This is a genomic window from Modestobacter sp. DSM 44400, assembly GCF_900107175.1.
Taxonomy (GTDB): Bacteria; Actinomycetota; Actinomycetes; order Mycobacteriales; family Geodermatophilaceae; genus Modestobacter.
In genome coordinates this window covers 42,809-64,890 of sequence record NZ_FNOZ01000023.1, presented here as the reverse complement: position 1 = coordinate 64,890, position 22,082 = coordinate 42,809, and the positions used below count along the sequence as shown (strand labels likewise).

Below are 22,082 nucleotides of genomic sequence, written 5' to 3'. Positions count from 1 at the left end.
GTCCCACCGTTCCGAAATCGTCCAGTTGTGTGCCACCTCGTCAGAGCGGGAGCCCATGAACACGCCAGCACCACGCCGCCGCACTCCCCGGATCAGGTCCTTCGCCGCGGTCGCGGCGCTGGGCCTGCTCGTCAGCGCCTGCAGCGTCAATGACCCGGAGGCGCCGTCGTCGGACAACGGCGACGGGAACTCGACGTTCTCGATCGCCGTCGGCATCGACCCCGACACCTTCGACCCGGCCGGTCAGACGACGACCACCGTGTCGAACATGGTCGACTACATGGTCGAGACGCTGACGACCGTCGACGACGACGGCCAGGTCAACGGCAAGCTCGCCGAGACCTTCGAGACCTCCGAGGACGGCCTGACGGTCACCCTCGGGCTGCGGAAGGGGGTCACGTTCCACGACGGGACGCCGTTCAACGCCGACGCCGTCGTCTCCACCCTCGAGCGGATCACCAGCCCCGACGTCAAGGTCCCGCTGGGCTCGCCGTACAAGGTGATCGACTCGGTGACGGCGGTCGACGACAGCACCGTGGAGGTCAAGCTGACCCACCCCTCGCCGGGCTTCCTCAGCGCGCTGTCGGTGACGACGGCCGGGATCATCTCCCCGGCATCGGTCACCGCCGACGGCAACACCAACGTGAACTACCAGAAGCCGGTCGGCACCGGGCCCTACGTCTTCGGCAAGTACACCGCCGGCGAGAACTTCTCGGTGACCAAGTTCGCCGACTACTGGGGTGAGAAGCCCTACTACGACACGGTGAACTTCCGCATCGTGCCGGAGGCGGCCACCCGGGAGAGCCTGCTGCTCGCCGGCCAGGTCGACATGATCATCCTCCCGCCGGTGTCGGACCTGAAGTCGCTGCAGTCCAACAAGGACGTCGAGACGCTGCTGGCCCCCAGCGACCGCACCATCTTCATCTCGCTGGACTTCCAGGACCCGCTGCTGTCGAACAAGGAGACGCGCCAGGCGCTGAACTACGCCGTCGACAAGCAGGCCATCGTCGACAACGTGCTGTTCGGGGCCGCAAAGGTGCTGGACGCCCCGATGTCGCCGAGCCTGTTCGGCTACTGCAAGACCGGCTCCTACGACTACGACCCGGCCAAGGCCAAGCAGATGCTCGCCGACTCCGGCGCCGCCGGGGCCACCCTCGACCTGCTGACCCCCAGCGGCCGGTACGTACAGGACGCCCAGGCCGCCGAGGCGATCGCGGGCTACCTACGCGACGTCGGCCTGACTGTGAACGTCAGCACCAGTGACTTCCCGTCCTTCCTGGCCCGGGTCAACGCCCCGCACTCGGAGAACACCGTGGACATGCACCTGCTGGGCTGGGCCCCGCCCTACCTGGACGCGGACTTCCAGATGCAGATGTTCCGGCAGGCCACCCACCCGCCGGCCGGTCTGGCCACGTCGTTCTACACCAACCCGCAGGTCGAGCAGCTGCTGGCGCAGGCGGACGTGGAACTCGATCCCGGCACCCGCGAGCAGCTGTACTGCGACGCCTCGAAGGTCATCTGGGACGACGCTCCGTGGATCTTCCTGTGGGCCCAGTCCTTCCCGATCGTGCACTCGGCCGACGTGACCGGCATCGGTTCCACGCCGACCGAGAAGTTCGACGCGATCTACGCCCACCCGGCCAGCTGACCACCGACGGACGGCCGCCCCTGCCCGCGGGCAGGGGCGGCTCCCAGCCGGCCGGTGAGGGAGGCCCAGACATGAGAGGCCAGGGATGACGGGCACCGCCGCACACATCGTGCGCACGTTGCTGCTGTCGCTGATCACCCTCCTGGGTGTATCGGTGTTGATCTTCCTGATGCTCCGGGTACTGCCCGGTGACCCGGCCCGCGTGCTGGCCGGGCTCAACGCCAGCGAGGAGCAGGTCGCCCAGATCCGCCAGCAACTGGGCCTGGACGAGTCGCTGCTGTCGCAGTACTGGCACTTCATCTCCGGGGTGGTGCAGGGTGACCTCGGGGAGTCGGCGCGGACCTCGCGGCCGGCGTCCGCCGAGATCGCCGTCCGCCTGCCGGCGACGCTGATCCTGGCGTTCGTGGCCACCGTCGTCGGCTCGCTGGTGGGGGTGACCGCGGGCGTGCTGGCCGCGGTGCGGCGCAACACCGTCCTGGACCACGTGGTCTCCAGCGTGGCGATGATGGGCGTGTCGATGCCGGTCTACTGGCTGGGGCTGCTGCTCATCCTGCTGTTCGCCGTGACGCTGGGCTGGCTGCCCGCCGCCGGCAGCGGACAGCCGCTGAGCATCGTGCTGCCGGCGGTGACGCTGGCGGCGTTCTCCACGGCCCTGGTCTCCCGGATGACCCGCGCCAGCATGCTCGAGGTGCTGGGGCAGGACTTCATGCGGACGGCGGAGGCGAAGGGCGCGCCGCCGCGGACGGTGATCATCAAGCACGGGCTGCGCAACGCGTTCATCCCGATCCTGACGGTCATCAGCCTGCAGTTCGGGGCGCTGCTGGGCGGCGCGGTCCTCACCGAGACCGTGTTCGGCTGGCCGGGCATCGGGCGGCTCCTGGTCGACTCGATCGGCGCCCGCGACTTCGCCGTCGTCCAGGGGATCGTGCTCGTCTACGCCGCCGTCTTCATCCTGCTGAACGTGGTCGTCGACGTCCTCTACGTCGTGGTCGACCCGCGGATCCGGTACTGACGTGGAAGAGGCAACCCGATGACAGCCTGGCGGCGCTTCCGCCACCACACCCCGGCCATGATCGGCCTGGCGATCATCCTGACGTTCGTCGTCCTGGCGATCCTGGTCCCGGTCATCTCGCCCTACGATCCCAACGCCCAGGACCTGGCCGCGTCGATCCAGGGCCCCTCGGGCTCACACTGGCTCGGCACCGATCAGCTGGGGCGCGACATGGCCACCCGGCTGATGTACGGCACGCGGATCTCGCTGCTCATCGGCGTGGTCGCGGTCGCCATCGGGCTGGTCATCGGCGTGCCGCTGGGCATGGTGGCCGGGTACTACGGCGGCTGGGCCGACCTGGCCATCTCCCGGTTCGCGGACATGATGTTCGCCTTCACCTCCATCCTGCTGGCCCTCACGCTGGTCGCGGTGCTGGGGGTCAGCCTGCAGAACGTGATCATCGCGGTCGGGGTCAGCGTCGTCCCGGTGATCATCCGGCTGGTGCGCTCCTCGGTGCTGAGCCTGCGGGAGGAACCCTATGTCGAGGCGGCCCGTGCGCTGGGCGCCAGCAATTTTCGCATCATCACCCGGCACGTGTTCCGCAACTCGCTGACCCCGGTGCTGGTCCACGGGACGCTGAGCATCGGGGTGAGCATCCTGCTCGCGGCCGGGCTCGGTTTCCTGGGCCTGGGCGTCCAGTCACCCACCGCGGAGTGGGGGACGATGCTGGGGGAGGGGCGGCAGTTCATCTTCAGCGCCCCGCACCTGACGACGTTCCCCGGGATCGCCATCTTCCTGGCGATCCTCGCCTTCAACCTGCTCGGTGACGGACTGCGCGACGCGCTCGACCCGCGCCTGCGGACCGTCGACGCGCCGGCCGGGTGAGCGGCGGAATGGGCACCCGCACTCCCGACGTCCCTCCCGGCCTGGTCACCATCGACGACATCCGGGCCGCGGCCGGCCGGCTCGCCGGTCGGGTGCACCGCACCCCGGTGCTGCGCTCGACCAGCCTGGGCGAGCTGTGGGGCGTGCGGCTGGACCTCAAGGCGGAGGTGTTCCAGCGGACCGGCAGCTTCAAGGCCCGCGGTGCACTGAACAAGGTCCTCTCGCTGCCGGCGGAGGACCGCGCCCGCGGGGTGATCACCCTGTCGGCCGGGAACGCCGGCGCGGCCGTCGCCTACGCGGCAGCCAGTGTCGGCGTCCCCGGCACGGTGGTCATGCCGTCGACGGCGGTGCCGGCGAAGATCGCCGCGTGCCGGGCCTACGGGGCCGACGTCGTGCTCACCGACGGCGACCTCGTGGACACCTACCTCGCCACCGTGGCCGGGACCGGCCGCATCCCGGTGCACCCCTTCGACGACCCGGCGGTGGTCGCCGGTACCGGCACCGTCGGCCTGGAGATCGCCGAGGACGTACCCGACGCCGAGGTCGTCCTCGTCCCGGTCGGCGGGGGCGGGCTCATCTCCGGCGTTGCGTGCGCGCTGGCGGCCCTGTCGCCGGGCACCCGGGTGATCGGTGTGGAACCGGAGACCGCGGACGTGATGACGCGCAGCCTGGCCGCCGGCGGCCCGGTGCGGATGCCGGCGGCGCGCAGCGTCGCCGACGGTCTGGCCGCGCCGATGAGCGGCCAGGTGACCGTCGACCACGTGCAGCAGTTCGTCGAGCGGATCGTCCGGGTCAGCGACGAGGACATCCTGCGGGCGCTGCCGCTGGCGGTCTCGCGCACCAAGCTCGTCCTGGAGCCCTCTGCCGCCGCGCCGCTGGCCGCGCTGATGACGGGGGCGCTGGACCTGCCGCCGGGCACCCGCGTGGTGTCCGTCGCCAGCGGAGGCAACGTCGATCTGGCGCTGTTCGGGCGCCTGACCACCACCGACCGAGAGGCGTCATGACCACGACCAGCTTCCTGCTCCGCAACGTCACCGTCGTCGACGGCACCGGCTCGGCCCCGGTCCCCGGTCAGGCGGTGGTGGTCGAGGGCCGCCGGATCGCCTGGATCGGGCCGGTCGACTCGGCACCGAGCACGGCACCGGAGCACGTGGTGGACGGCGGCGGCCGCACGGTGCTGCCCGGCCTGATCAACTGTCACGTGCACCTGACCCACGACGGGACCCCGGACCTGATGGCGCAGGTCGCGACCGACACCATCCCGATCGTCACCCTCCGCGCGGCGCGCGCCGCCCGGGTCACCCTGCAGTCCGGCGTGACCACGGTGCGCGACTGCGGTGCTGCCGACGAGGTCGCCGTGGAGCTGGCCAAGGCGATCGAGCGCGGAATGATTCCTGGTCCGCGGGTGCAGGCGGCCGGTCGGGTGATCACGATGACCGGCGGACACGGGCACTTCATCGGCCGGGAGGCCGACGGCCCCGACGAGGTGCGCAAAGCCACCCGGACGGAGATCAAGGCCGGCGCCGCGGTGATCAAGGTGATGGCCACCGGCGGCGTCCTGACCCCCGGCGTCTCCCCGACCCAGACCGCCCTGCTGCCCGAGGAGCTGGCGGTCGTCGCGCAGGAGGCGCACAACTCCGGCCGGCGGGTGACCACGCACGCCATCGGCCGGGCCGGCATCCACAACGCGCTGCTGGCCGGCATCGACTCGATCGAGCACGGCTTCTACCTCGACGACGAGCTGCTGGAGTTGGCCGTCGCCCAGGGCACCTTCCTCGTTCCCACCATCCTGGCCGTCGACGGGATCATCCGGAACGGCCGGGCGCAGGGCATCCCCGGGTGGGTCGTGGAGAAGGCGGAGAACGAGGCGCAGCAGCAGCGGGCGAGCTTCGCCGCGGCGGTCGCCTCGGGCATGCGGATCGCCGCCGGCACCGACGCCGGAACGCCGTTCAACGGCCACGGCGACCTGGCGCTGGAGCTTGCGCTGATGGTGGAGCACGGGCTCACCGCGATGCAGGCGCTGGTCGCGGCCACCCGCAGCGCCGCGGAGAACCTCGGGCTGGCGCACGAGATCGGCACCCTGGAGGTCGACAGGCTCGCCGACCTCGTCCTCGTCGACGGCGACCCGGTCGCCGACATCACCGCCACCGGCCGAGTGGTGCTGGTGGTCAAGGACGGCGTCGTGCACCGGAACGAGCTGACCGACACCGGTGCGGCGGTCCCGAAGGCCGCCTGAGGAAGGACCCTCCTGCCCCCCACCGCTCGCAGGCTCGCGGCGGGCCCCTGCAGGAGGGCCGCCGACCTCTCCAGGCGGCCGGGCGCGGCGGTCAGTAGGCGAGCCGGTGCAGGGCGGTCGCCAACACGGAGGCGCCGCGCACGCAGTCCTCCGGGGAGGTGTACTCGGCCGGGGTGTGCGAGCGCCCCTCGACGCTGGGCACGAACACCATTGCCGTCGGCACCCGGGTGGCCATCAGCTGGCTGTCGTGACCCGCTCCGCTGGGCATCCGCCGCCAGCTCGCGCCGCATGCCTCGGCGGAGCCGCGGAGGACGTCGAGCAGGCCGGCGTCCATCGTGGCCGGCTCCTCGTCCTTGTCCCGGACGATGTCGACCTCGACCCCGTGCCGCTGAGCCACCTCGGTGCAGATCCGGTGCACTTGGTCGAGCAGCCGGTCCCGGACGGCGAGATCGGGGTGGCGCAGGTCCAGGGAGAACCGCACCAGACCGGGGACGACGCTGGGCTGCCCCGGCTCGACGGTCCAGCGGCCGGTGGTGGCCACCGCCGGGCGGCCCTCCTGCTCCGCCGCTCCGGTGATCTCCCGGGCCATCTGCGCGGCCGCCTGCAGCGCGTCCTTACGCAGGTCCATCGGAGTGGCGCCGGCGTGGTCCTGCCGGCCGCGGACGGTGATCGTCTCCCAGGCGATGCCGGGGATCACCTCGACCAGCCCCACGTCGACGCCCTCGTCGGCCAGCACCCGGCCCTGCTCGATGTGCAGCTCGAGGAACGCGCGCAGGTCGTGCCGCTCGGCGCCGGCCACCGCGGCCGGGTCCAGGCCCGCGTCGCGCATGGCCTCGGCCAACGTCACGCCGTCCCGGTCGCGGAGCCGGTCGGGCTCGTCCGGGGCGATCAGCCCGAGCATGGCGCGGGTGCCGAAGAAGTTGGCGGAGAAGCGGCTGCTCTCCTCCTCGCACAGCGAGACGACCTCCAGCGTGGTGGTCGGCGTCCCGACGGTGCGCAGGGCGGCCAGCGCGGCCAGCCCGCCGACGACGCCCAGCGCACCGTCGTACTTGCCGCCGGAGGGGACGGTGTCGACGTGTGAGCCGGTGAGGACGACGCCGTCCCCGGAGCCGGGCAGCCGGCCGAACACGTTGCCGACCGCGTCGACCCGCGCCTCCAGGCCGGCGTCCCGGATCCACTCGAGCAGGGCGTCCCGGGCCCACTGCCAGGCGTCGTCGTACATGAACCGGTACATGCCGTCCGGCTTCTCGCCGATGGCACCGAGCTCGGTCACGTAGCGGCCGAGCAACTGCTCGTCGACGTGGACGGCGGGGGCGCTCAAGAGTTCTCCTCCGGTTGCTGCGGGGACGCGAGGCTGAACACCAGCTGTACCTCGACCGGGGTGTCCAGGGGCAGCACCGGCGTCGCCACCGCGGTGCGGGCGTGCCGGCCGCGCTCGCCGAGCACGGCGATCAGCACGTCGCTGGCGCCGTTGGCGACGAGGTGCTGCTCGGTGAAGTCGCCGGTGCTGGCGACGAAGACGGTGAGCTGGACGACCGAGACGCCCGCCAGCGAACCCAGTTCGGCGTCGGCCACGGCCAGACCGTTCAACGCCGCCTGGCGGGCGAGTTCCTGACCGGCCGGGACGTCGACGGAGTCGCCGAGCTTGCCGGTCCGGGGCAGCCGGCCGCCGACGAACGGCAGTTGCCCGGCGATGAACAGAAGGTCGCCGTGCCGGCGGGCCGGCACGTAGTTGGCTCCGGGCGGCGGGGGAGGGGGCAGCTGGATAGTCGGGTCGGGTTCGGTCGTCACGTCGTCTCCTCGTCGGCGGAGCGGGGAACCAGCCGGCCGCCGAACACCACAGAGCGGACATCGCGCAGGGCACCGACGTCGTCCATCGGGTCGCCCCCGGTGACGACGACGTGCCCGGCCGCCCCCACGGACAGGTGCCCGAGATCGGAGCGCAGCAGGCAGCGCGCGGCCGTGGCGGTGACGGCGCGCAGTGCATCGGCGGTGGACAGCCCGATGTCGCCGACCAGCAGCGCTGCCTCCTCGGCGACCCCACCGTGCGGGTTGAACGGGGTACCGGCGTCACTGGCCCCGGCGATCGGGATGCCGGCCCGCGCGGCCCGCCGCAGGGACTCGATGTTCACGTCCTGGATCTCCTCGGCCTTCGCGACGACCGCCCCCTCGATCACGTCGGCGTTCCGCAGCATCCGGACCACGGCGATGCGGGTGGTCACCAGCACAGCACCGCACGACGCCAGCAGGTCCACCGCCTCGTCGTCGAGGTACACGCCGTGCTCGATGGTGGTCGCGCCCGCGCGCAGTGCCCGCTTGGTGCCGTCGTAGCCGATGGCGTGGGCGGCGACCCACCGGCCCTCCGCCCGGGCGACGCCCGCGGCGGCGGCCAGCTCCGCCTCCTCGTAGGGCGCGTTGCCGATGGCGACGGCCGGCGTCAGGACCCCGCCGGTGGCCACCAGCTTGATCCCGTCGGCGCCCCTTGCGAGCTCGGTCCGCGCCGCGTCGGCCATCTCCGCCGCGCCCTGTACCTCGACCCCTAGATAGGGGATGTGGCCGCCGGGAGCGGTGATCGCCCGCCCGGCCGCCGCGATCTGCGGGCCGGGCAGCCGTCCCGCGGCGATCTCCCGGCCGAGCGCGACCGCGATCCCGTCCGGCGCCCCGAGGTCACGCACTGCCACCGTGCCGGCCGTCAGCGTGCGCACGGCGTTGGCGGCGGCGGTGCGGGTCAGCTCCTCCGGTGCGGAGCGGACCACCGAGCCCATGAAGTCGGCCGAGCCGTCGGCCACCAGGTGCACGTGGGCATCGACCATGCCCGGGATGATCGTGCCGTCGCCGGCGTCGACCTCCGTTGCCCCGCCAGGCAGGTGCGGGGCGCGGGCGGCCGGGCCCACGTAGGTGATCACGCCGTCCTCGATGACCACCGCCCCGTGCGGGATCGGTGCGTCGAGGACGGGCAGCACGCGCCCGCGCAGCAGCAGCGGCGGGTGCTTCACCGGGTCAGACCCCCGACTCGGGCAGGACCGACCACGAGGCCGGATCGAGGTTGGCGCCGCACACGACGACGCCGACGCGTGCACCCGGCGCCGCGACGTACGCGCCGGACAGCAGGGCGGCCAGGGCCGTGGCCCCACCGGGTTCGGCGAGCACCCGCAGCTCCTCCCAGAGGACGCGCTGGGCCTCCCGGATGGTGGCGTCGCTCACCAGCAGCGACTCGCTGACGTACCGGGTGGTCACCTCAGCGGCGATGGTGCCCAGCCGCCGGGCGCCGAGCGCGTCCGCGGCGAGCCCGCCGACCTCCACGTCGACCGGCGCCCCGGCCGCCCGGGCCGCGTGCATCGTCGGAGCGCGTTCGGGCTCCACCCCGACCACGCGGAGGCTGTCGGTGTACCAGCCGGCGCACCCGGCGATCAGGCCTCCGCCGCCGACGGCGATGAGCACGGCGCCCAGCTCCGGTGCCTGCTGGCTGAACTCATACGCGACCGTGCCCTGGCCGACGACGACCTCGTGCTGGTCATAGGCGTGCAACCGCAGCGCACCGGTGCGGGCCTCGTCGTCCAGGCTGGCCGAGTAGGCCTCGGCGTAGTTGCTGCCGACCGCCACCACCTGGGCGTCGTACCGCCGGATCCGCTCCAGCTTGGCCTCGGGCGCGGTCGCCGGCACGAAGATGGTCGCCCGGCGCCCGAGTCGTTGGGCGGCGTAGGCGACCGCCGCGCCGTGGTTGCCGCCGGAGGCGGCGATCACCCCCGCGGCGGGCACCGGGAGCGACAGCAGGGTGTTGAACGCCCCGCGGGCCTTGAAGGAACCCGAGTGCTGAAGGCCCTCCAGCTTGAGGACGACGTCGTGCGGAAGGCCGACGCGGTTCCCGCCCAGGACGACGACCGGGGTCCGCCGCACGAAGGGCGCGATCCGCAGCGCAGCGTCGCGGACGTCCGAGCGCGCGATGGTCACCGCCACGTCCTCTCGGGTCGGCCGGGGAGGCGACGTCGATGGGCCGGACCCGGTCCCACCTCCGGCACCGTACCGGTCCTGCCGACGGTCTCGCCGATGACTCCACGTCGCCCCGGCGTCTCAGCTCCCGACACCTTGCCCGATCCGGAGGACCACCGTGACCCGCACCGCCGATCTCCCGACCGACACGAGGTCCGCCGCCGTCTGGACGCTGCTCGACGACCAGGTGGCTGGCGGCCGTTTCCCGGGCTGCGTCGCGGCGGTCCGGCACGCCGGGGCGCACCGAGGTGCACGCCACCGGCCGGCTCGCCCTGGACGGCCGCGCCCCGATGCGCCCGAACACGCTGTTCGGGATCGCCTCGCTCACCAAGCCGTTCGGCAGCGTGCTCACCCTCGGCCTCGTGGACGACGGCGTCCTGTCCCTGGACGACGAGGTCGCCCCCTGGGGCTGACCGACACCACTTTCTGGACGCCGTCCCCCGACCGGCTCGCCACCTTCTACGCCTCCGGCGACGGCGGATTGGAGGTCGCGGGCCCGCCCGCCGGCATCTCCTCCCGGCCGCGGGTCTTCGAGTCGCTGGGCGGCGGGCTGGTGTCGAGCGCTCCCGACGTCCTCGCGCTGTTCACCGCGCTCGCCGACGGTGGCACGCCAGTGCTGAATCCGGCGCGGCTGCTCACCAGCGACCGGCTCATCGACGGCCAGCGCGCCGCGGCGCACACCTTCCTCGGCCCCGGCCGGTCGCGGGGCGGCAACGTCGAGGTCACCCTCGAACGCACCGACCCGTGGACGATGCCTGGACGCTTCGGCTGAACCGGGGGCACCGGCACCTCCGCCTACGCCGACCCGACGCTCGACCTGGTCACGGTGCTGGTCACCCAGCGGATGAGGACCGGCCCGCATGACGGACCCGAGCCGTTCTGGACGGCGGTGCACGACGCGGTCGCGGGTTGATCAGGAGAGAACCGCTGGTCAGCGAGCGATGTGACGCACGTTGCAGTAAAAAGGGCGGGTTCGGTGCCGCGCGCCCCAGGAGGAACAGTGGACCAGACCACCGCCCGCTCGGGCGTCCGGCGAGGCGCGCTGCGCCGAAGACTCGCCGTCCTCGGCGCCGCCGTCGTCGCGGTGGCCGCCCTGACCGTCGGGGAGACCGCGCAGGCGGCCCCCGCGGGTGGGGCCCTGCCGCGGCTGGCCGTCACGGGCAACTTCGTCACCGGCATCTCCTCGGGTGGCTACATGGCCACCCAGTTGCAGGTGGCCTACTCCAGTCGGTTCCGCGGAGCCGGTGTCTTCAGCGCCGGCCCGTACTGGTGCGCTCAGGACAACGTCGCCATCGCGCTCTACGGCTGCACCGTCGACACCGTGCCCACGGACGTCGCGACGTCCTATGCCAAGACCGACGAGTACGCCCGGGCCGGAAAGATCGACCCGACGAAGAACCTGACCCGCTCGCGCACCTACTTCTTCCACGGCACGCAGGACCCGACCGTGGTGCAGTCCCTCGCCGACGACCTCGCCGCCTACTACCGGCACTACGCGGCGCCGCTGACCTACCGCAGCACCCTGGCCGCCGGGCACGCCTGGATCAGCCCGCTCGGCCCGGTCGCCTGCGGGAACACCGCCGCGCCGTACATCAACAACTGCCCTGGATACGACGCCGAGGCCGATCTGTTGAAGACGATGTTCGGCTCGGTCAAGAAGCCCAACAACGCCGCGCCCCGCGGGAGGGTGACCTCCTTCTCCCAGGACCCGTACGCGGTGCCGGCCCAGCCGGGCAACGGTGACCTCACCAAGACCGGCGCGGCCGCCATCGGCATGGGAGCGACGGGCTACCTGTACACGCCGGACTCCTGTGCCAGCGGTGCCACGTGCGCCGTCGTCGTGGCACTCCACGGGTGCCTGCAGACCGCCGACCAGATCGGAACCACGTTCGTGGAGCGGTCGGGCCTGAACGCCTACGCCGACACGAACGACTTCGTCGTCCTCTACCCGCAGGCGACGCCGACCACCGACACCATCGTCAACCCCAAGGGGTGCTGGGACTGGTGGGGCTACCTCGGGCCCAACGACGTCGACTACGCGAACAAGCTCGGTCCGCAGATGCGGGCCGTGATGAACATGGTCTCCGCCCTGGGCGGCTGACCCGGGGCCGGTGCCGGCGCCCCGGCCGCACGGGCGGCCGGGGCGCCGCGTCAGCGGTGCCGGATCAGACGATGCGGCGGGCGGTGTTGTAGCCCCACATGGTGTCGACGCTGGCCACCCGGACGACGTCCCCGCTGGTCGGCGCGTGCACCATCAGGCCGTTGCCGATGTACATGCCGACGTGGCCGACCGGGCTGTAGAAGAAGATCAGGTCACCGGGCTGCAGGTCCGCCCGCGCGACCGGGACGCCCATCGTCGACTGCATCCCCGAGGAGTGCGGCAGCGCGATGCCGGCCGCCCGGTAGGCGAACTGGGTGAGCCCCGAGCAGTCGTACACGTTCGGGCCCGCACCGGCCCACACGTAGGCCTTGCCCTGCTGGGCGAGCGCGGTGTCGACCGCCAGCTGAGCGGCGGGGTTGGGGGCGGCGACCGGCGCCGCCGAGATGGGTGCGGCCGGCGCGGGGCCCGGCATGCCGGTGGACGCCTGGGCGGTCAGCGGGGTGAGGACGACGCCGGCGCTGGCGAGAAGGACCATCACCGCCCGGCGGCCGGAACGGGGGGTACGACGGGCGGTGGACGTGCGTGTGGTCGTCACGGACGACGGGTTCTCCTTGTTCTCCGCAACCGCCTACCGAGTTAGCTGACGGGTTCGGACGGGGGAACTCGCCCGGCGCACCGGCACCTGCGTGCCGGTCGCGCTTCACCCCAGAACTGCGATGGGTCCCCGGTCCAGGCGTCAGCGCGGAACTGCGCTGGCGCCCGGTTCGGCGGTGTCCGGCGGGTGTCACACGGTCGGTGACGGCTGAGCCCGGCGGACGGGGAACGACGCTAGGGCGACTTCCGGATTCCTGCCCGACTGCGGAGCGTCACCGTGAGCGGCTCCCTCGGCGGGTTCGGAGCCGCCGCATCGACGACTCGCCGCCGCCGACGTCGGACGACGTCGCACCGCGCCGCACACGGAACGTCAGCGTGCGCCCCGGGCCGTCCACGGGCGAATGTGACCCGGTTGTGCGTGTTCCGACCGTGCGTGACCGGCCGGCCACGGCACGCCCTGCCGGAGGCGCCGTCAGGCGGCGCTGATGAGCAGACCGGCCGGCTGCCGGGTCACCCGGCTGGCCCGCACGGCATGCGCCAGTGCCACCTCGAGGAAGGGCACCAGCACCGGGTGCCGGCGGCGGTGCCCGAAGACGGCCAGCGTGCGGGCGAACAGCTCGTCGCGGGTCATGCCGGCGCCGGCCCGGCACAGCGCCACCATCGCGTTGCCGATCTCCTCCGGCGCCACGTGCTCCAGGACCCGCTCGCCGTTCGTGGCCTGCCGGCGAAAGCCGGTCCAGGTCGCCGGGTCGAGGCCGGGTGGCCACAGGTGCTCCGCCGAGCCGGGCAGCAGCGCCAGGATCGACTCCCGCCGCGCCTCGGAAACCCGGGCGACCCCGAACGCGCCGGCGGTCAGCCGCGCCAGCCGGTCCCGGTGAACCGGCCCCTCGGCTGCGATCCCGGCCGCCAGTACCGCGCGGACCTGCCGGGCGGCCTCCGGGTCCGCCAGCCGGCGGAGGACCCGCGGTTCGCCCGTCGGTTCCGGCGTCCACGGCGTGAACGGTGCCTCGCCGTCCAGCACCGCCGGCGCGACCTGCGGGCGGGCGGTGACCCGCACCGGCGCGGCAGCGGACGGCGGTGCGACAGCCGAAGGCGGCCGCTCCCGGCGCACGGGAGGCACGGACGGGACGTCGACGGCGGCCGGCAGCGGGAGCAGTGGCCCGTCCGGCGCCTGGACGGCGGACCCCGCCACCCGGACCAGCCGGTCGAGCACCGCCCCTGGGTCGGCCAGCCACGAGGGCAGCCAGACCCGCTCGACCGCCGGCCAGCCCAGGACCCGGCCCAGGACGTCCCCCGGTACGCCGTCGCGGTCGGTCGCCGTGTTCCGGCGCGCCCACGCCGGGCCGTCGAGCAGCACGGCGAGCACCGGGACATCCGGCGCGGAGGACCGGGCCACCGCAAGGTCGACGCGCACGTCGGACAGCCCGACGTCCGTGCGCACGGCCAGTCCACGGTCGCGCAGCGCAGCGGCGATCTCCGCACGGTGTGGATCCGGCACCTCGGCCTGCCGCCCGTCCTGTGGCACCGCGTCCGTGCCCCACAACGCGACGTCCAGATAGGCCCGCAATTGCCGGACGCCGAGCAGCGAGGTCTCCGCCGCGCGCAGCTGCGACGGGTCGAAGGACGCGTAGACGACCACCTGCCGGCGGGCCCGGGTGGTCGCGAGGTCCAGGTGCCGCTCCCCGCCGGCCCGGCCCAGCGGGCCGAGGTCGGGCGGCACGGCGCCGCGCGCACCGGGGGAGCAGCCGAGGGAGAGCAGCACCAGGTCGCGTTCCAGGCCGTGCACGTCGTCCGCGGTGCGCACCACGAGCCCGTCGGGGGCGGCCAGCGCCGCTGCCAGCCGTGCGTCGCCGGCGTCGCGGAGCAGCCCCTCGATCAGCGTCCGTTGCTGCCGGTGCAAGGCGACCACAGCGATCGACGGCACCGCGTCGGGCGAGGCGTCGACGCGCCGCCGGACCTCCGCCACGACCGCCCGCGCCTCGACCGGGTTGGTGCCGGGCAGCATTCCGGCCCGGTGGAAGGTGCCGGCCACCGGGACGAGCGACAGAGCGGGGCCGCCGGTAGGCGGGGGCAGCGTGGCCAGCCGGTTGCCGTGCTGGACGGCGTTGCTGACGGCGAACAGCGACTCGTCCCGGCTGCGGTGGTGCCAGGCCAGCTCCAGCCGCGGGATCCCGGCTCGCAGGCACGCGCCGAGCAGGCTGCCGAAATCCCCGGGGAGCAGCTGCCGGCTGTTCCCGGCCACCACCGCCGACCGCGCCCGGCCCAGTGCACCGACCGCGTCGGCGACCCGCAGGGAGGCGGCATCGTCGAACACCACCAGGTCGAACTGCCCGGCGGTGGCGGGCAGGTGCCGGGCCACGGACTCGGGGTCGGCGAGCACGCAGGGCGGCTCGGCCGGAACGGCCAGGTCGCGCAGCGCCGCGGTGACGGACGCCCGGGCGGCGCGCGAGGCGTCGGCGAACCGGCGGGCCGCCCGGTCCTGCGCGTCCGCGGCTACGGCGTCCAGGCCGGTCGCCCGCTGTCGCTCCCGCACCGAGGCCGCGGCCAGGCCACGGTCGAACGCGGCGACCGCGTCTCCGGCCGGCACCGCGCCGGTCAGCAGGGCGGCGCGCGCCTCGGTCAGCCCGGCGGCGGACAGCAGCTCCAGCGGGCGGAGCAGGCTCAGCCAGGCCCCGAGCGACGGCAGGCCGAAGGTGTCGATCGCCCGCCCCTCGCGGGTACCGGTCCAGCGCGCGAGCAGCCCGTCGGCGGCCGCCCACGCCGCCAGATGGCCGGGGAGGATGGCGCAGGCGTCGAGCAGCGCGGCGACGGCGTCCCGAAGGGCGGCCACGCGGCGCGCCGCCACCGGGTCCGGTGCCGGCTCGCCGGCAAGGTGCCGGCGCAGGTCGGGAAAGGTCTCCGGGCAGCTCGCGACGGCCGCGCCGACCCGGTGCAGCCGGCCGATCTGCCGGTCGGCGAGGTCGGGGTCGGTGAACGGGTTCCAGTCCGGCCGCACGTCCAGCCCCGGGACGGCGGCTGCCCGGGCGGCCAGCTCCCGGACCTCCGCCTGCACCGAGGCCAGCTCGGCGAGCAGTGCCGGGACCTCCCCGGGCCGGACGCGCACACCGGGTCGCAGCAGGGGCGCGAGCTGGTCGAGGACGGCGGACAGCCGCCGGTTCCGGAGCAGGCGGCCCGCCGCGGCGGCCTCCTGGGCCTCGGCCGCCAGCTCGGCGAGCGGCAGGTCCAGGGCGGCTGGGACGGCGACGTCCAGGCCCGGCTGGTCGGCCGCGCCCAACAGGGCGACGTCGGCGAGGACCGCGTTCGCCGCCTCCGTCCACTCCGGCGAGTCCAGGTCGTCCAGCACGTCCAACGGCACGCAGGGGCCGTCGAGGACGGTGGTCAGGACGGCGGCCAGGGCGTCGAGGTCGGCCGTCGTCCGCACAGCGGCGAGCACCGAGGCCAGCTGCCCGTCCGCCGGCAGGGCATCCACCGCCCGGTCGAGCGCAACGACCGCCTGCTGCACCCCGAGCGGGTCGACGTCGGGCCGGTCGAGGAAGCCCCACGGGTGCCCGGGGCGGGGCCCGGTCGCGTCGGCGAGCGCGGGGTGCGCGGTGAGCACGCGCCGGATTGCGCCGATGGTGCGCCCCGAGGTGTTGGCCACGAACCGCTCCGGCACCGGGAGTGCCGGGGCGTCGCCGTCGGCAGGGAGCACCCCGGCGCGGGCCGTGTAGAGCGACAGCCCCGCGGTGTTGGGTTCGTGCAGCCGGCGCGCGTAGTCGCCCAGGGCGCGCCGCGCGGTGCGTAGCTCCTCGTCGAGCGCGTCGTCCGGAGTCGCCTCATCGTCCGGAGTCGCCTCATCGTCCGGAGTCGCCTCATCGTCCGGAGTCGCCTCGGAGTCGCCGGGGGTCGGGGTGGTCCTCGTCCAGGTGGCACCGCCGCGCAGGTCGCAGGTGAGGTGGCTCAGGCCGGCGTCGGCCAGCCGGCGGGCGAGCGCGTCGAGAGCGGAGCCGTCGTCGGCGACCACCAGCACCCGGCAGCCGTCGGCGACGACGCGGGCGGCCAGGTTGGCGATGGTCTGCGTGGTGCCGGTGCCGGGCCCGCCGTCCAGCACGAACGTGCGCCCGGCCGCGGCCTCGGCGACCGCACGCAGCTGGCTGGCATCGGCCGGGAGGGGGACCCGGGCGGCGAGCTCGTCGACGTCGACGTCCACGGCGATGTTCGGGGCGGGGTCGGCGAAGGGCTCCTCGCGGTCGGCGGCCAGGTGGGCGAACAGCGCGTTGGCGGTGAAGGTCGCCCAGTGCTCAGCCACGTCGGCCTCGAGCCGCAGCGGCGGGAGCACCGTCAGCTGCGTGGTCGACTGGACCGCGAACGGCAGCCCGCGGGCGGTGAGCTCGCCCTGCAGTGCGGCGAGCACGCCGGCTGGGTCGAGCGGGGCGCCGTCCGGACCGTGCTCGGGCACCGACAGGCCGTGCCGCCGGTGCAGCGCCGCCAGCAGGTAGCGGTTGAGCTGGGGGGTGCCGGCGAGGGCGAGCCCGCCGTCCGGGTCGGGGGGATCGACCGGCGCCGCGACGACGGGCGCCACGACGACCGGTGAGCACAGCGGCCGGCCGTCGATCGCCCAGGCCAGGGTGCCCAGCGTCAGGGTGAGGCTGGGAGCCCCGGCCTGCTCGGCGACGGCGCGCAACTCCCGGAGGCGGTCCGGGTCGACGTCGTTCAGGGGGCCGGCGTCCCGGCCTGCAGCCGGTCGGCCGCGGACCGGGGGAGGAGGACCGACGGACCCGCGGAGTCGTCCAGCCAGCCCGCCGTCCGGTTCGGGGCGAGGTCGCGCAGCTCCGCCGCCCACTGCTCCACCCGCGGCGGTGGTGTCGTGCCGAGGGTCAGGGCAAGCCGGGTCCAGCCGTCGTCCCGGGCCGGCGGCTGCCGCGCTCTGCGCCGAGCGGGGTCGGCGCCGGGCACCGGCAGCGGTCGGATGCCGTCCAGCCGCGCGCGGTGGACGTCGGTGACGCCGGTGATCCGGTGCAGGTCGCCGGTCAGCCATGCGGCGTGCGGTGTGCGGTGCAGGTCGCCGAAGGTGGCCGGTTCCGCTTCGGCGGTGAGCATCGTGGCGTCGACCAGTTGGACCGCGCCGCGCTCGACCAACTCCACCAGCCCGTCGACCTCGGTGGTCACGGTGCTCCCGGTGCCGCCCGGCGTCCGCCAGTAGCCGAGGAAGGCGTGCCCCTCGGCGATCCAGAGCAGCGGCCGGATGCCGGCGTGCTCCAACGCCGCGGCCAGGACGACGGCGGTGTCCAGGGAGCTGCCCAGCCGCGACTCGAGGACCTCGCCGGGCGTCCGCACGGTCAGGGCGGTTCTGGCCCAGTCGGCGGGGGCCGGGCTGTGCCGCACCCCCCGGCGGCGCATCGCCTCGACGATCGCGGCCACGGTGCGGTCGATGAGCTCCGGGCCGCAGGTGGAGTCCGCGAGCGATGGGTCGCCGGTGCGCAGCTCCAGCAGGTCGGCGGCGCCACCGACCAGCGCCGCTGCCGCCGGGTCGTCGGGCAGCACGTGCGCGGCGAGCATCGCCAGGGCCAACGGCGCCGGCGCGGCCAGCCACTGCGCGGCCCCGAGCACCTGGACCGGAGTGCTGCTGCAGGCCAGCTCGGTGCCGTCGGCCGCGACGCTCACCTCGATCACGCCGGGCCGCGCCGCCGGGATGCGGGACAGGACGTCGGCGTCCAGGTGCAGGTCGACGGCGGCGAGGACGGTGGTCCGGCCCGGCGCCAGGTCCGCGCGCAACACGGCGGGGGAGCCCAGCGGCCCGTCGGCGGTGCGGACCTGCACGGTGACCTCGGCGCTGCGGACGGGTACGGCCCCACCGGTCAGGAGCAGCCGGGACACGACCGGAACGCCGTGCCGCGCCAGCGCCCAGCTGAGCACCGGGACCGCCTCAACCTCGATCGAGACGCGGCCGGGCAGGTCGCTGTTCCGGGCCGCCGGGTCGAGCCGGGGGCCGGAGGAGATGCCCATGCCCTTGTCTACGCCCGGCCGGACGTGAGTTCCGGGACCCGCCGGTCCGCCGCGCCACGGGTGGGACGGGAGTGACGACGGGATCCCGCGGATGGTGTGGCACTGTCGTCAGGCGATCGGGGCGGCCATCGGTGCCTGCCCCGGGTCCGCCGGCCCCGCGGGTGCGGCCCGGACACCCCCTGAACGGAACGAGGCAGCAACGCGATGAGCACCGACAGCACGCACCCGACCGACCCTGCCCCGGCCGGACCGGCGACGGGGTTCCCGGCCACCACGACCGGGCTGATCACGACCGACCCGGGAGGAGCGCCCGACGCCGCTCCTCCCGAGGAGCGGGAGCCGGGCTGGGTCGCCCGCAACACCACGCTGCTGACCACCGTCCTGGTGGCCGTCATCGTCGTGGCCGTGGCCATCGCCGGGCTCGTGTACTACCGCGACCGGATCGACCGGGCGAACACCGCCACCGAGGCCGCCGTCGCCCAGTCGGTGGCCGCGCAGGGCGCCACCGTGGAGACCGTGGAGTGCTCCGGCGACACCTGCGCCGCGGTCATCGGCGGCCAGGCGTACACGGTGCTGGTCCAGGAGGACGGCCGGGGGCAGCGGCACTTCGGCGTCAGCGCGTACGCCGGGGACTGACCGTGCCGGTCGTACCGGGCAGTGCTGTCAACACGCATGCAGCGCTGCTATTGTGCATGTGTGTCGGTGTCCATGACCATCCGCGACGTGCCCGACGAGACCCGTGACGAATTGGCGGCCCGCGCATCACGTGCCGGGCAGTCGCTGCAGGAGTACGTGCGGGGTCAGCTGACCGAGCTGGCGAGGCGGCCGAGCCCGGACGACCTGTGGGCCCGGGTGGAACAGCGTGTCCGCGCGACGGCGAGCCGGCTGCCCGCGGACACGATCCTCGAGGCACGCGACGCCGACCGGGCGTGACCGTCGTCGTCGACCCGTCCGCCATCGTCGCCGCCCTGGTGGACGGCGGGCCGGACGGCGAGTGGGCGCGGTCCGGCCTGGCTGGGCAGGCGCTGGCCGCGCCGGCGCACCTGTACGTCGAGGTCTCGGCCGTGCTGCGCCGCTCGGTGCTCTCCGGGCAGCTCGGCCGGGACGTCGCGGCACTGGCCCACCGGGATCTGGTGCAGCTGCCGCTGACCGTCTTCCCGTTCGAGCCGCTCGCCGGTCGGGTCTGGGCGTTGCACCCGACCGTCACTTCCTACGACGGTGCCTTCGTCGCGCTGGCCGAGGCGCTCGACGTCCCGCTGTGGACGCTGGATCGTCGGCTGGCCCGGGCGAGTGGCCCGACCTGCACGTTCCGGGTGCCCGGTCCCTGACCTCCGGGGGCGGCGAACGCCCCGCCCCCGGAGGCCGGGAGCGGGGCGTTCGCGCGTCGTGCGGGCAGAACTCAGGTGCGCGACATCGCCGGCTGGTTCTTGGCCCAGTTGAGGAACCGCGCAGCCTGCTGCAGGTCGGGGATGTCGTTGCCGACCAGCGAGCGCAGCAGGTCGTTGCTCCACACCGCGAGGCGGCCGCTCGTCCACGCGACCTTCTCCGCCGGCGGCAGGTCCAGATCAAAGACGAGCTTGGCGAGCTCCTTCTTGCCACCGGCCGCGGCCGTGTACTTCAGCACCGGCAGGAACCGCTCGGGGTGGATCACGACGAGCACCTTGGTCAGCAGCGACTCCTTGAAGGAGGGGAAGCCAAGCCCCTTCTTGCCGTCGATGAGGTGGGTGAGCCGGTCCTCCAGGCGGAGGGTCTCCGGCCCGTAGAGCAGGTACTCGATCGTCGACCGCACCGCGGCGGCGGACTTGTCCGGGCCCTGGGTCTTCCACGCGCGGTTGAACCCGGACATGTTGCCGGGGGCGGCGACGGTATCGGAGTTCGCGAAGTGGGCGAGCTGGTCGGGCGTCGCCGTCCCCAGGTTGCCCTTCTCGAACAGCTCGGCGTACCGGACCCGGTAGGCCTCGACGTCGGGGTCGGGCTCGGGCCGCTCCATCAGGAACTCCGACTGGAGCAGCTGGACGCGCTCGCGGACGTCGGGGCGGACGGCGGAGGCCGTCGGGAACTCGGCCTGCAGCGAGTCGATCGACTGGACGGCGGGCCGGGCCGGGTCGCGGCGGGTCTCCCCGCGCAGCCACTCGTTGCCGCAGTCCTCGCAGTGGATGAGCAGCCGGCCATCGGGCTGCGGCCGGCCGGTGATCTCTTCGGAGTTGCAGGTGGGGCAGGTGATCAGTGCCATGTGTCGAGCCCCGTTCGTCGTTCGGTCAGTGCACGCGCTCGCGCGCGTGGGTGAAGCTGTCGTTCCACAGGCTCAGGTGCGGCCAGCGTCGGGCGACGACGTCCGTCGCCGCTGCCGCGGACAGCCCCTCGCTGCGCCGCAGCCAGGCCCGCAGCACGAGCCCCGTCCTCGACTGGCCGGCGAAGCAGTGCACGAGCACCTGCTTGCCGTCCGCCCGCAGCCCCTCGATGTCGCCGAGGACGTCTGCCAGCACGGCGTCGAGTTTGCTGTTCGCGTCGTCGTCGGTCAGGTAGGCGAAACGTTGCACGTCGTGCGGGAAACGCGTCCCAGTCCGACACAAGGAGACTACGGCGAAGTCGCTCGAGCTGTGGCGGGCGCCGTCCAGGTCGGCCGCCCAGACGCCGTCGGCGACCTCCCGCGGTTCGAGCCGGCGGGTCTCCGGTGCCTCGTACGGCGCGGCCGGCGAGCCGTCCAGCGCGGCAGCCAGGTGGTGCAGGTCGGCGAGCTGCCACACCCGCTCGCCGTGCCCGGGGACCCGCCCGTGGACGACCGAGGTCCAGCGCATCGGGATGCCGGCGATGCCGAACACCGCGCCGGCCAGACCGCCGGCGACCGCGGCGACGGTGTCGGTGTCGCCGCCCAGGTCGATGACCAGGCGCAGAGTGGAGGCGAAATCGCGGCCGTGGCGCAGCGCCCACACCGCGGAGCCGAGCGTGGGCCGGACCGCGCCGTTGGGCTCGGTGGCCCGGTCCGGCGTCCAGTCCGGCGCGAGCACCGTCGACCACCGCCCGCGGTGGTCGGGGGAGACCAGCGCCAGGGCCTCCGGGACGGCGGCGAGCGGATCCCGGCCGTCCAGCGCGATCCGCACGAGTTCGGAGAAGACCGCGCAGCCCTCGCCCGCGGCGAGGTCACCGTGGGTGAGGACGGAGATCCGGCGGGCGGCGTCCATCGTGGCCCGCCGGCCGTCGCGGGCGAACCGGATCGCGGCCGGCGCCGTCCTCATCAGCGAGCCGTTGCCGGCGGCGTGCCCCGAGCGTGCGGCGTGCTCGGCGGCGGCGGCCTGCCAGGGCAGGCCCGAGCCCAGGACGGCGCGGGTTCGGCTCCCGATGTCGGACGGGTCGGCCCGTGCCCACGTCTGGAAGCGGGCGAAGACGTCGGCCTCGTCCAGGCCGCCCCGCTCGACGAGGGAGGTGCCGAGCAGCAGTGCCAGCTGGGTGTCGTCGGTGAACTCGCCGGGCTCCCGGCCCGGTGCGCCGCACATCTCGGTCGCGAGTCCGCGGGCGGGGAGCGGGAAGCGAGCGGTGAACGCCCCGGGTGGACCGAACTCGAACGGTGCGCCGAGCGCGTCGCCGACGGCCGAGCCGATCAATGCACCAGCGACCCGGTGGGCGCGGGGTATGGCGGCACGCACGGCTGCGG

At 74.2% G+C, this 22,082-nt stretch carries 20 protein-coding genes and 1 riboswitch; of the genes, 11 read left to right on the top strand and 9 right to left on the bottom strand.

Annotated features, from left to right (window positions below; genetic code table 11):
* The first annotated feature begins 55 nt into the window (after positions 1 to 55).
* From BLW04_RS15000 to BLW04_RS14980, 5 genes are all read left to right on the top strand, one after another.
* Positions 56 to 1,648 (top strand): ABC transporter substrate-binding protein, encoded by a 1,593-nt coding sequence (locus tag BLW04_RS15000; RefSeq protein WP_175484068.1) that lies wholly within the window; start codon positions 56 to 58, stop codon positions 1,646 to 1,648.
* A gap of 85 nt (positions 1,649 to 1,733) precedes the next feature.
* Positions 1,734 to 2,660: an ABC transporter permease gene (locus BLW04_RS14995; RefSeq protein WP_091542825.1), complete on the top strand. Its 927-nt coding sequence runs from the start codon at positions 1,734 to 1,736 to the stop codon at positions 2,658 to 2,660.
* A gap of 18 nt (positions 2,661 to 2,678) precedes the next feature.
* Positions 2,679 to 3,524 (top strand): ABC transporter permease, encoded by an 846-nt coding sequence (locus BLW04_RS14990; protein WP_091542822.1) that lies wholly within the window; start codon positions 2,679 to 2,681, stop codon positions 3,522 to 3,524.
* An 8-nt stretch (positions 3,525 to 3,532) separates the two neighbouring features.
* The gene (locus BLW04_RS14985; protein ID WP_217631055.1) at positions 3,533 to 4,528 is read left to right on the top strand and encodes a threonine/serine dehydratase; all 996 of its coding nucleotides are present in this window, start codon (positions 3,533 to 3,535) and stop codon (positions 4,526 to 4,528) included.
* Positions 4,525 to 5,760 carry a metal-dependent hydrolase family protein gene (locus BLW04_RS14980; RefSeq protein WP_091542819.1) on the top strand — a complete coding sequence of 412 codons (1,236 nt, stop codon included), beginning with the start codon at positions 4,525 to 4,527 and terminating at the stop codon, positions 5,758 to 5,760. Before BLW04_RS14985 ends, BLW04_RS14980 begins: the two co-directional genes overlap by 4 nt.
* Positions 5,761 to 5,851: 91 nt before the next feature.
* Here BLW04_RS14980 and BLW04_RS14975 read toward each other — a convergent pair whose 3' ends face one another.
* From BLW04_RS14975 to BLW04_RS14960, 4 genes are read right to left on the bottom strand one after another with little or no spacing between them, the layout of a single operon-like run.
* Positions 5,852 to 7,081, bottom strand: a complete 1,230-nt coding sequence (locus tag BLW04_RS14975; protein ID WP_091542815.1) for a Zn-dependent hydrolase — start codon at positions 7,079 to 7,081, stop codon at positions 5,852 to 5,854.
* Positions 7,078 to 7,551, bottom strand: a complete 474-nt coding sequence (locus BLW04_RS14970; RefSeq protein WP_091542812.1) for a RidA family protein — start codon at positions 7,549 to 7,551, stop codon at positions 7,078 to 7,080. The genes BLW04_RS14975 and BLW04_RS14970 overlap by 4 nt, the downstream gene beginning before the upstream one ends.
* A complete protein-coding gene (locus BLW04_RS14965; RefSeq protein ID WP_091542809.1) occupies positions 7,548 to 8,756 on the bottom strand; it encodes an amidohydrolase family protein in 1,209 nt (402 codons plus the stop codon). The genes BLW04_RS14970 and BLW04_RS14965 overlap by 4 nt, the downstream gene beginning before the upstream one ends.
* A 4-nt stretch (positions 8,757 to 8,760) precedes the next feature.
* On the bottom strand, positions 8,761 to 9,711 hold the full coding sequence (locus BLW04_RS14960; protein WP_254781583.1) for a threonine/serine dehydratase: 951 nt from the start codon (positions 9,709 to 9,711) through the stop codon (positions 8,761 to 8,763).
* Positions 9,712 to 9,998: 287 nt separating this feature from the next.
* Here BLW04_RS14960 and BLW04_RS28485 point away from each other — a divergent pair, with 287 nt between their 5' ends.
* The 3 genes from BLW04_RS28485 to BLW04_RS14950 all read left to right on the top strand — a co-directional run bounded on the left by BLW04_RS28485 (position 9,999) and on the right by BLW04_RS14950 (position 11,851).
* Positions 9,999 to 10,163: a serine hydrolase gene (locus BLW04_RS28485; protein WP_254781592.1), complete on the top strand. Its 165-nt coding sequence runs from the start codon at positions 9,999 to 10,001 to the stop codon at positions 10,161 to 10,163.
* A 68-nt stretch (positions 10,164 to 10,231) separates the two neighbouring features.
* Positions 10,232 to 10,522 carry a hypothetical protein gene (locus BLW04_RS28480; RefSeq protein ID WP_371327793.1) on the top strand — a complete coding sequence of 97 codons (291 nt, stop codon included), beginning with the start codon at positions 10,232 to 10,234 and terminating at the stop codon, positions 10,520 to 10,522.
* A 228-nt stretch (positions 10,523 to 10,750) separates the two neighbouring features.
* The gene (locus tag BLW04_RS14950; protein WP_217631053.1) at positions 10,751 to 11,851 is read left to right on the top strand and encodes an extracellular catalytic domain type 2 short-chain-length polyhydroxyalkanoate depolymerase; all 1,101 of its coding nucleotides are present in this window, start codon (positions 10,751 to 10,753) and stop codon (positions 11,849 to 11,851) included.
* Positions 11,852 to 11,915: 64 nt separating this feature from the next.
* Here BLW04_RS14950 and BLW04_RS14945 read toward each other — a convergent pair whose 3' ends face one another.
* The 3 genes from BLW04_RS14945 to BLW04_RS26795 form a co-directional block, all read right to left on the bottom strand.
* The gene (locus BLW04_RS14945) at positions 11,916 to 12,446 is read right to left on the bottom strand and encodes a C40 family peptidase (RefSeq protein ID WP_371327792.1); all 531 of its coding nucleotides are present in this window, start codon (positions 12,444 to 12,446) and stop codon (positions 11,916 to 11,918) included.
* Between the two features lie 14 nt (positions 12,447 to 12,460).
* A riboswitch (cyclic di-AMP (ydaO/yuaA leader) is annotated at positions 12,461 to 12,603 on the bottom strand.
* A 314-nt stretch (positions 12,604 to 12,917) separates the two neighbouring features.
* On the bottom strand, positions 12,918 to 17,108 hold the full coding sequence (locus tag BLW04_RS14940; protein WP_175484067.1) for a DUF3320 domain-containing protein: 4,191 nt from the start codon (positions 17,106 to 17,108) through the stop codon (positions 12,918 to 12,920).
* A 29-nt stretch (positions 17,109 to 17,137) separates the two neighbouring features.
* Positions 17,138 to 18,430, bottom strand: a complete 1,293-nt coding sequence (locus tag BLW04_RS26795) for a hypothetical protein (RefSeq protein WP_175484066.1) — start codon at positions 18,428 to 18,430, stop codon at positions 17,138 to 17,140.
* A 204-nt stretch (positions 18,431 to 18,634) separates the two neighbouring features.
* Between BLW04_RS26795 and BLW04_RS14935 the strand changes: the two genes are divergently transcribed.
* From BLW04_RS14935 to BLW04_RS14925, 3 genes are read left to right on the top strand one after another with little or no spacing between them, the layout of a single operon-like run.
* A complete protein-coding gene (locus BLW04_RS14935) occupies positions 18,635 to 19,066 on the top strand; it encodes a hypothetical protein (RefSeq protein ID WP_091542794.1) in 432 nt (143 codons plus the stop codon).
* Positions 19,067 to 19,126: 60 nt separating this feature from the next.
* A complete protein-coding gene (locus tag BLW04_RS14930) occupies positions 19,127 to 19,363 on the top strand; it encodes a FitA-like ribbon-helix-helix domain-containing protein (RefSeq protein WP_091542791.1) in 237 nt (78 codons plus the stop codon).
* Positions 19,360 to 19,758 carry a type II toxin-antitoxin system VapC family toxin gene (locus BLW04_RS14925; protein ID WP_091542788.1) on the top strand — a complete coding sequence of 133 codons (399 nt, stop codon included), beginning with the start codon at positions 19,360 to 19,362 and terminating at the stop codon, positions 19,756 to 19,758. The genes BLW04_RS14930 and BLW04_RS14925 overlap by 4 nt, the downstream gene beginning before the upstream one ends.
* 71 nt (positions 19,759 to 19,829) lie before the next feature.
* Here BLW04_RS14925 and BLW04_RS14920 read toward each other — a convergent pair whose 3' ends face one another.
* Both BLW04_RS14920 and BLW04_RS14915 read right to left on the bottom strand, forming a co-directional pair.
* A complete protein-coding gene (locus tag BLW04_RS14920; protein ID WP_091542785.1) occupies positions 19,830 to 20,663 on the bottom strand; it encodes a hypothetical protein in 834 nt (277 codons plus the stop codon).
* A 25-nt stretch (positions 20,664 to 20,688) separates the two neighbouring features.
* A complete protein-coding gene (locus BLW04_RS14915; protein WP_091542782.1) occupies positions 20,689 to 22,074 on the bottom strand; it encodes an ADP-ribosylglycohydrolase family protein in 1,386 nt (461 codons plus the stop codon).
* Positions 22,075 to 22,082: the final 8 nt, after the last annotated feature.